The sequence below is a fragment of the Mesorhizobium sp. M7A.F.Ca.AU.002.02.1.1 genome, assembly GCF_003998535.1.
GTDB lineage: Bacteria > Pseudomonadota > Alphaproteobacteria > Rhizobiales > Rhizobiaceae > Mesorhizobium > Mesorhizobium ciceri.
In genome coordinates, this window is sequence record NZ_RZPB01000244.1 from 1 (window position 1) to 7,605 (window position 7,605).

Consider the following 7,605-nt stretch of genomic DNA (forward strand, 5'->3'; position numbering starts at 1 on the left):
GGCCGGCGCCGCGCGACATGCCCGACAGCATCTGGCTGGCCTCGGTCAGCATGTGCTCCAGCGTCGCACCGGAGCCGGACGCCCGCACCTGTGCCTCGATGGCGCGGCGCTCCTCGTCGGAAAGGTCGCCAAGCTCCATGAAGGCATCGACGAAGAAACGCAGGCCGGCCTGCGTCGGCAGCCGGCCGGCCGAAATGCGCGGCGCGTAGATCAGGCCGAGATGCTCGAGGTCGCTCATCACGTTGCGGATGGTCGCCGGCGACAGTGAGGACGGCAGGATACGCGACAGGCTGCGCGATCCCACCGGTTCACCGTCCCTGAGATAGGAATCGACGATGCGCCGGAAGATGTCGCGGGAACGCATGTCGAGCGCCTGGAATACTGGCGACTGAAGCGCGGGCGACTGCGAACTCGGATCGACTGCCTTGGTCATACGGCCAAAAACCTCCGGCCCAAGGATATAGACTTACACTGCACCCGCGCAACCCGGTGTCTGTGTCCGATCGTCAGCCCATTTTCCTTTGCGCCACGCGTCCCATGCGGTTACAAGCCGGCCAAGATTCCGAAAAATGACAAGAAAGCAGCCCTGAATGCGCCCTTCCAAACGCCAATTCGACGAAATGCGTGCCATCTCCTTCGAGCGTGGCGTCTCCAAGCATGCCGAAGGCTCATGCCTGGTGAAGTTCGGCGACACGCATGTCCTGTGCACGGCCAGCCTCGAGGAAAAAGTGCCGGGTTGGATGCGCAACTCCGGCAAGGGCTGGGTGACGGCGGAATACGGCATGCTGCCGCGCTCGACCGGCGAGCGCATGCGCCGTGAGGCTTCGGCCGGCAAGCAGGGCGGCCGCACGCTGGAAATCCAGCGGCTGATCGGCCGCTCCTTGCGCGCCGTGGTCGATTTGCAGGCGCTGGGCGAACAGCAGATCACCGTCGACTGCGACGTCATCCAGGCCGATGGCGGCACCCGCACCGCATCGATCACCGGCGGCTGGGTGGCGCTGTATGACTGCCTGCGCTGGATGGAAGCGCGCCAGATGGCCAGCGTCGCCAAGGTGCTGAAGGACCATGTCGCGGCGATCTCCTGCGGCATCCATGACGGCCAGCCGGTCATCGACCTCGACTATATCGAGGATTCCGCGGCCGGCACCGACGCCAATTTCGTCATGACAGGCAAGGGTGGCATCGTCGAGATCCAGGGCACCGCCGAGGGCGAGCCTTTCTCCGAGGAGCAGTTCGCGGACCTGATGGGCCTGGCCAAGAAAGGCATCCAGCGCCTGGTGAGTTTGCAGCAGATGGCAGTGGCTTAGTTTTTAGATGTCGAGCCTGAGCGCCCCCCTCTGGCCTGCCGGCCATCTCCCCCTCAAGTGGGGAGATCGGATGTCATCTAGGGCTTCGCCAATCTCCGGCGTTGTAGGGCGCGCGACAATGCAGAAGCTGCCAATCTCCCCACCTGAGGGGGAGATGGCCGGCAGGCCAGAGGGGGGCGCCTCGTGACACCCTCCACGATCCTGGAATCGGCCCTCTACGTCACAGACCTGCCCGCCGCCGAAACCTTCTACACCGACATCCTCGGCCTCAATCTCCTCGGCAAGGTCGACGGCCGCCACCTCTTCTTCCGCTGCGGCCCCGGCGTGCTGCTCGTCTTCAACGCCGAGGCAACCAAAATCCCGCCGGCGCCCGACGCGAGGCTGCCGGTGCCACCGCACGGCGCGGTCGGCCAAGGTCATCTCTGCTTTACGGCGACCGACGATGAAATCGCCGGCTGGAAAGCCCATCTGGAGGCAAAGAAGATCGCCATCGAGAGCGAATTCGAGTGGCCGCAGGGCGGCCGTTCGATCTATATACGCGACCCCTCGGGCAACTCGATCGAATTTGCCGAGCCAAGAATCTGGGGCCTTTGATGCATTCTCTCGATGGCAAGAAGATCGTCGTCGCCACCCATAATGAGGGCAAGCTGCGCGAATTCGCCGACCTGATGGGACCGTTCGGCTTCGAAGCGAAGTCGGCCAGGGAGTATGGCCTGCCGGAGCCGGACGAGACCGGCACCACCTTCGAGGAGAACGCCTACATCAAGGCGCTCGCCGCCGCCAAGGCGACCGGCCTGCCGGCGTTGTCGGACGATTCCGGCCTGTGCGTCGACGCGCTTGACGGCGCGCCCGGCGTCTACACCGCCAACTGGGCCGAAACCCCGGACGGTTCGCGTGACTTCGGCATGGCCATGCAACGCACCGAAGTGGCGCTGCAGGAGGTCGGCGCCGCCTTGCCGGAGCAGCGCAAGGGACGCTTTGTCGCCGTCATCTGCCTGGCGTTTCCCGACGGCGAGGCCGAATATTATCGCGGCGAGGCCGAGGGCACGCTGGTCTGGCCACCGCGCGGCGAGCTCGGCTTCGGCTATGATCCTGTGTTCCTGCCCGAGGGCTTCGAAAAAACCTTCGGCGAAATGAGCGCCGAGGAAAAGCATGGCTGGAAGCCCGGCCAGGCCACGGCGCTGTCGCACCGCGCCCGTGCCTTCCAGAAATTCGCCAAAGCGAGATTGGGCTCGGCATGAGCATGCTGCTCGACCGGACGCCCGGCTTCGGCGTCTATGTCCACTGGCCGTTCTGCGCGGCCAAATGCCCCTATTGCGACTTCAACAGCCATGTTCGCCACCAGCCGGTCGACCAGGAGCGCTTTGCCGCCGCCTTCGAGGCCGAACTGGCGACGATGCGCGAGCGCACCGGGCCGCGCGAGGTGACCAGCGTTTTTCTAGGCGGCGGCACGCCCTCGCTGATGAAGCCGGAAACCGTGGCCAGGGTTCTGGACGCCGTGGCGAAGAACTGGACTGTGCCTGCCGGCATCGAGGTGACGCTGGAGGCCAATCCGTCCTCGGTCGAGGCCGAGCGCTTTCGCGGCTATCGGGCGGCTGGGGTCAATCGCGTGTCGCTCGGCGTGCAGGCGCTGAACGACAAGGATTTGCGCTTCCTCGGCCGGCTGCACAATGTCGAAGAGGCCCTGCACGCCATCGGCCTCGCGCGGGAAATATTCCCAAGGCTGTCCTTCGACCTGATCTACGCCCGCCCCGGCCAGACGCCGGAGGCTTGGGCATCGGAGCTGGAACAGGCGATCGGCCATGCCGCCGACCATCTGTCGCTCTACCAGCTGACCATCGAGGAAGGCACGCCCTTTCACGCGCTGCATGCGGCAAAGAAATTCATCATTCCCGACAACGACCATGCCGCCGACCTCTATGCACTGACGCAGGAGATCACCAAGGCGCACGGCCTGCCGGCCTACGAGATTTCCAACCACGCCAGGCCTGGCGCCGAGAGCCGGCACAACCTGACCTACTGGCGCTATGGCGAATATGTCGGCGTCGGGCCGGGCGCGCATGGCCGCTTCGTCGAGAACGGCCGGCGCACGGTGACAATCGCCGAGCGGATGCCGGAAACCTGGGCCAATCTGGTCGAGGCCAAGGGCCATGGCGTCACCGGCGGCGAGATCCTGACGCGCTCGGAAGAGGCCGACGAATTCCTGCTGATGGGCCTGCGGCTGGCCGAAGGCATCGACCTCTCCCGCTACGAGGCGTTCTCCGGGCGCGGCCTGTCGAGCGCGCGGTTGTCGATGCTGCAGGGCGAAGGGCTGGTGGCGCCGATCGGCAATGCGCGCCTGCGCGCCACGGCCGCCGGCATGATCGTGCTCGACGCGGTGGTCGCCGATCTGGCGCGCTAACCCTTGAAGAACGTCCTTTTCGTCTGCAGCCAGAACCGCTTGCGCAGCCCGACCGCCGAACAGGTGTTTTCAACGCGCCGCGATATCGAGGTGGCCTCGGCCGGAACCAACCACGATGCCGACACGCCGCTGACGCATGAGCTGGTCGCTTGGGCCGACATCATCTTCGTCATGGAAAAGGCGCACCGCACCAAGCTGCAGAAGAAATTCAGGGCCAGCCTGAAGAAGGCGCGTGTGATCTGCCTCGACATACCTGACGATTATGAATTCATGGATCTGGAGTTGATTGGCCTTCTGAAGGCACGCGTTTCACGGTATCTCGGTTAAGACGCAATCCGCGAAGGCCACCCGCATGAACCTGACCGTATCCTCCTGGCAATTCTGGGCGCTGCTCTCGGCTGCATTCGCTGCCCTGACGGCGATCTTCGCCAAGGTCGGCATCGAGAACATCAATTCCGATTTCGCCACCTTCATCCGCACGATCATCATCCTGATCGTGCTCGGTGCCATCCTGCTCGCCAGCGGCCAGTTCCAGTCGCCGGCTACGATCTCGGGAAAGACCTGGGCTTTCCTCGCCCTGTCCGGTCTGGCGACCGGCGCTTCATGGCTCTGCTATTTTCGCGCCCTGAAGATCGGCAATGCGGCGCAGGTGGCGCCGATCGACAAGCTAAGCGTCGTGCTTGTGGCGGTGTTTGGCGCGGCCTTTCTCGGCGAGCGGTTGTCCGGAGCGAACTGGCTTGGCGTCGCCCTTATCGCGGCGGGTGCTGTGCTGGTCGCCTATCGAGGGTAGTTGCGCGCCATGGCGTGCGTTCTTCGTTTCAAGACGGGTGATGAAGATATCGAAGCGATTGGGCATCGTCCGGTCAGTGCTCCGTCGTGCTGTCGGGTTTGTTGTCGGAAAGGCTGACGTTCGTCGGCAAGGTGCTGGCGACGCGCTCTTCGGTCAGGCTGTGCTCGGTCTTGGCAGACGGGCGCTTGTCCCTGGGGGTGGCAACGCGGTTGCGGCCGGCATAGTAGGGCTCGAAAGCGTCTTGTATCTTGAGGCTGTCCATCCTGTCCTCCTCCGGAATCAGGGGGCTAATCTGCCAACGCCGGTTTGGTTCCCCACTGTGGCAAAGGAAAGGCGAATTCCTTACATCGGCGTCAGCTTTTGCAAGCCCGCGTCAGCCGTGCCAAACAGGGTCGAACGGAGACTTGATCAGTGACCGCAGAGACGGGCAAGCGCAGCTATGTGGTCGGGCAGACCGAGATCGCGGCCCGGCCGCTGGAGCCGGCGCTCTATCTGGTGGCGACGCCGATCGGCAATCTCGCCGACATCACGCTGCGCGCGCTGGAGACGCTGGCCGCCGCCGACATCGTCGCTTGCGAAGATACACGGGTGTCGCGCGTGCTGCTCGACCGTTATGGCATCCGCCGCCGCACCACAGCCTATCATGAGCATAATGCCGGCGAGGCCGGGCCGAAGCTGATCGCGGCGCTGCAGGCCGGACAGAGCGTGGCGCTGATCTCCGATGCCGGCACGCCGCTGGTGTCCGATCCCGGCTACCGGCTGGTCGGCGAGGCGCTCGACCACGGCATTCGCGTCGTGCCTATCCCCGGCCCATCGGCGCCGCTCGCGGCGTTGACCGCATCCGGCCTGCCCTCCGATGCCTTCATGTTCGCCGGATTTTTACCGGTGAAGACCGGGCAGCGGCTGACGCGGCTGGAGGCACTGAAAGCCGTGCCGGCGACATTGATTTTCTTCGAATCGCCGCGCCGGCTGGCCGAATCCCTCGGTGCCATGGTCGAAGCGCTGGGCGGCGAGCGCAAGGCCGCGATCGGCAGGGAATTGACCAAGACCTTCGAGGAGATGCGAACCGGCACGCTGCAGGCGCTGGCCGACCACTATGCCGCGGCCGATACGCCGAAGGGCGAGATCGTCGTCTGCGTCGCTCCGGCCGAGGCCAGGGTCGACGAACCCGCCGACATCGACCGTTTGCTTCTGTCGCTTGCCGCCGAGATGCCGGCCTCCAAGGCGGCGGCGGAAGCCGCGAAGATGACCGGCGGCCAGAAACAGGCGCTCTATCGGCGATTGCTGGAGCTCAAGGATGCTTCGGGAGAAAGCGACGGTGGCTGAACGCCCGAGCGCCAGCCGCCAAAAAGCCTATCGGCGCGGCCATCGCAGCGAATGGCTGGCGGCGGCAGCGCTGATGCTGAAGGGCTACCGGATCCTGGCGCGCCGCCACCGCACGCGCTTCGGCGAGATCGACCTGATCGCGCGGCGCGGCGACCTGGTGCTGTTCGTCGAGGTCAAGGCGCGCCGGTCGCTGATGGAAGCCATGGAGGCGATCGGCCACGAATCGGAACGTCGAATAGAAGGCGCGGCCGACATCTGGCTGTCGCGCCAAGCGGACTACGGCAGGCTGTCGATGCGCTTCGACATGGTCGCCGTGCTGCCCTGGCGCTGGCCGGTGCATGTCGAGAACGCGTTTTATGGGAAGAGTTAGAGGGGGCAGCCCTCCTTCATTCGTCATCCACGGGCGGAGCCCGTGGGACGAAGCGTGAGGGCCGCTACGCGGAACACTCCTCACCCCCAGATCATCAACGCCACCAACCCGACACCGCCCACCACCAGCCGCCACCAGCCGAACAGCGAGTAACCCTTGCGCGAGACGTAATCGAGCAGGAAGCGCACGACGATGAGCGCCGTGACAAAGGCGGCGACGAAGCCGACGGCGATGATCGGCAGGTCGGCGCTGCTCAGCACGTTGCGGTTCTTGAACAGGTCGAAGGCGAAGGCGCCGACCATGGTCGGGATTGCAAGGAAGAAGGAAAATTCAGCGGCCGCGCGCTTGTCGACGCCCAAAAGCAGGGCGCCGACGATGGTCGAGCCCGAACGCGATGTGCCGGGAATGAGCGACAGGCACTGGAAAAGCCCGATCTGCAGGTAAAGCCGGGTCGGGAAGCGCTCGACGTCGCGATAAACCGGCTTGAGGTTCATGCGGTCGACCACCAGCAGCACGACGCCGCCGATAATCAGCATGATGCAGATCAGCCTCGGCGATTCGAACAGCACCGTCTTTATGAAATCATGCGCCAGCGCGCCGATGAATGCCGCCGGCAGGAAGGCGATGAGGATGCCGATGACGAAATGCCTGGTCAGTCGGTCGTGCGGCAGTTCGAGCAGCATTTTCCAGAGGCGGCGGAAATAAACGCTGAGGATCGCCAGGATGGCGCCGAGCTGGATCAGGATCTCGAAGGCCTTGCCGGTCGAGTGGAAGCCGAGGAAATGGCCAGCGAGCAGGATATGGCCGGTCGAGGACACCGGTATGAACTCGGTCAGCCCCTCCAGCAGGCCGAGCAGCAGGGCTTCGACGATGGTCTGGCTTTCCATGGCTACCTCGGCATTGGCATGACGGCTGACAGAAGGGCTTGCTTGTCATGGCGTTGAAGTCCCCCTATAGGTCGCAACACCCTGACGGCCCGCTAACCGGGCGGCCAAGACTTACCGGTGCGCCCTGCGATTCGCCAGTGCGCTTTATCATCGCGGAACCATGCTGACGCTTTTCCACCATCCCATGTTCGCCACCTGTCGCTTCGTCCGCCTCGCATTCGGCGAGTATGGCGAGGAGCTGGCTTTGATCGAGGAAAAGCCGTGGACCCGGCGCAAGGAGTTCCTGGCGCTGAACCCGGCCGGCACGCTGCCGATCCTGCTGGCCGAAGGCGACGTGCCGATCGTCGGCGCGACGGTCATATCGGAATATCTCGATGAAACGCGCGGCGTGCTGAAGCGCGACAAGCGGCTGTTCGCCGAGGACCCGATGCAGCGCGCCGAAATCCGCCGGCTCATCGACTGGTATCTCAACAAGGCTGAAAGCGAAGTCACCCGCCATCTGGTGCGTGAGCGCGTGCTGAAGC

The 7,605-nt window shown here is 64.7% G+C and carries 11 protein-coding genes and 1 pseudogene; 9 read left to right on the plus strand and 3 right to left on the minus strand.

The window, feature by feature from the left end; genetic code table 11:
* Window positions 1-433: pseudogene (gene hrcA, locus EN879_RS16545) on the minus strand (heat-inducible transcriptional repressor HrcA); the annotation flags it as partial.
* A 157-nt stretch (window positions 434-590) separates the two neighbouring features.
* Between hrcA and rph the strand changes: the two are divergent.
* The 6 genes from rph (at window position 591) to EN879_RS16580 (ending at window position 4,498) form a co-directional block, all read left to right on the plus strand.
* Window positions 591-1,307: a ribonuclease PH gene (gene rph, locus EN879_RS16550; protein ID WP_013528632.1), complete on the plus strand. Its 717-nt coding sequence runs from the start codon at window positions 591-593 to the stop codon at window positions 1,305-1,307.
* 183 nt (window positions 1,308-1,490) lie between these two features.
* Window positions 1,491-1,901 (plus strand): VOC family protein, encoded by a 411-nt coding sequence (locus tag EN879_RS16560; protein WP_063169655.1) that lies wholly within the window; start codon window positions 1,491-1,493, stop codon window positions 1,899-1,901.
* The gene (rdgB, locus tag EN879_RS16565) at window positions 1,901-2,548 is read left to right on the plus strand and encodes an RdgB/HAM1 family non-canonical purine NTP pyrophosphatase (RefSeq protein ID WP_063169656.1); all 648 of its coding nucleotides are present in this window, start codon (window positions 1,901-1,903) and stop codon (window positions 2,546-2,548) included. Before EN879_RS16560 ends, rdgB begins: the two co-directional genes overlap by 1 nt.
* The gene (gene hemW, locus EN879_RS16570) at window positions 2,545-3,708 is read left to right on the plus strand and encodes a radical SAM family heme chaperone HemW (RefSeq protein ID WP_063169657.1); all 1,164 of its coding nucleotides are present in this window, start codon (window positions 2,545-2,547) and stop codon (window positions 3,706-3,708) included. The genes rdgB and hemW overlap by 4 nt, the downstream gene beginning before the upstream one ends.
* Before the next feature lie 3 nt (window positions 3,709-3,711).
* Window positions 3,712-4,035, plus strand: coding sequence for a low molecular weight protein tyrosine phosphatase family protein (locus tag EN879_RS16575; protein ID WP_013528628.1), 324 nt, complete (start codon window positions 3,712-3,714; stop codon window positions 4,033-4,035).
* Window positions 4,036-4,060: 25 nt separating this feature from the next.
* Window positions 4,061-4,498 (plus strand): EamA family transporter, encoded by a 438-nt coding sequence (locus EN879_RS16580; protein ID WP_013528627.1) that lies wholly within the window; start codon window positions 4,061-4,063, stop codon window positions 4,496-4,498.
* Window positions 4,499-4,571: 73 nt separating this feature from the next.
* Here the strand turns inward: EN879_RS16580 and EN879_RS16585 are convergent, their stop codons facing one another.
* Window positions 4,572-4,760 (minus strand): hypothetical protein, encoded by a 189-nt coding sequence (locus EN879_RS16585; RefSeq protein WP_013528626.1) that lies wholly within the window; start codon window positions 4,758-4,760, stop codon window positions 4,572-4,574.
* A gap of 149 nt (window positions 4,761-4,909) precedes the next feature.
* Here EN879_RS16585 and rsmI point away from each other — a divergent pair, with 149 nt between their 5' ends.
* Together rsmI and EN879_RS16595 are read left to right on the plus strand one after the other, a co-directional pair.
* Entirely contained in the window at window positions 4,910-5,824 is a 915-nt protein-coding gene (gene rsmI / locus EN879_RS16590) for a 16S rRNA (cytidine(1402)-2'-O)-methyltransferase (RefSeq protein WP_063169658.1), read from the plus strand.
* A complete protein-coding gene (locus EN879_RS16595) occupies window positions 5,817-6,194 on the plus strand; it encodes a YraN family protein (protein WP_063169659.1) in 378 nt (125 codons plus the stop codon). The genes rsmI and EN879_RS16595 overlap by 8 nt, the downstream gene beginning before the upstream one ends.
* Window positions 6,195-6,274: 80 nt before the next feature.
* Here the strand turns inward: EN879_RS16595 and EN879_RS16600 are convergent, their stop codons facing one another.
* Window positions 6,275-7,081 (minus strand): undecaprenyl-diphosphate phosphatase, encoded by an 807-nt coding sequence (locus tag EN879_RS16600; RefSeq protein ID WP_013528623.1) that lies wholly within the window; start codon window positions 7,079-7,081, stop codon window positions 6,275-6,277.
* A 160-nt stretch (window positions 7,082-7,241) separates the two neighbouring features.
* Between EN879_RS16600 and EN879_RS16605 the strand changes: the two genes are divergently transcribed.
* A partial coding sequence (locus tag EN879_RS16605; RefSeq protein WP_164774436.1) for a glutathione S-transferase family protein occupies window positions 7,242-7,605 on the plus strand: 364 nt, incomplete at its 3' end.

Bases quoted from the DNA above. Each gene is read 5' to 3' on its own strand.
- rph (WP_013528632.1), top strand. From the start codon at position 591: ATGCGCCCTTCCAAACGCCAATTCGACGAAATGCGTGCCATCTCCTTC.
- rdgB (WP_063169656.1), top strand. From the start codon at position 1,901: ATGCATTCTCTCGATGGCAAGAAGATCGTCGTCGCCACCCATAATGAG.
- hemW (WP_063169657.1), top strand. From the start codon at position 2,545: ATGAGCATGCTGCTCGACCGGACGCCCGGCTTCGGCGTCTATGTCCAC.
- EN879_RS16580 (WP_013528627.1), top strand. From the start codon at position 4,061: ATGAACCTGACCGTATCCTCCTGGCAATTCTGGGCGCTGCTCTCGGCT.
- EN879_RS16585 (WP_013528626.1), bottom strand. From the start codon at position 4,760: ATGGACAGCCTCAAGATACAAGACGCTTTCGAGCCCTACTATGCCGGC.
- EN879_RS16600 (WP_013528623.1), bottom strand. From the start codon at position 7,081: ATGGAAAGCCAGACCATCGTCGAAGCCCTGCTGCTCGGCCTGCTGGAG.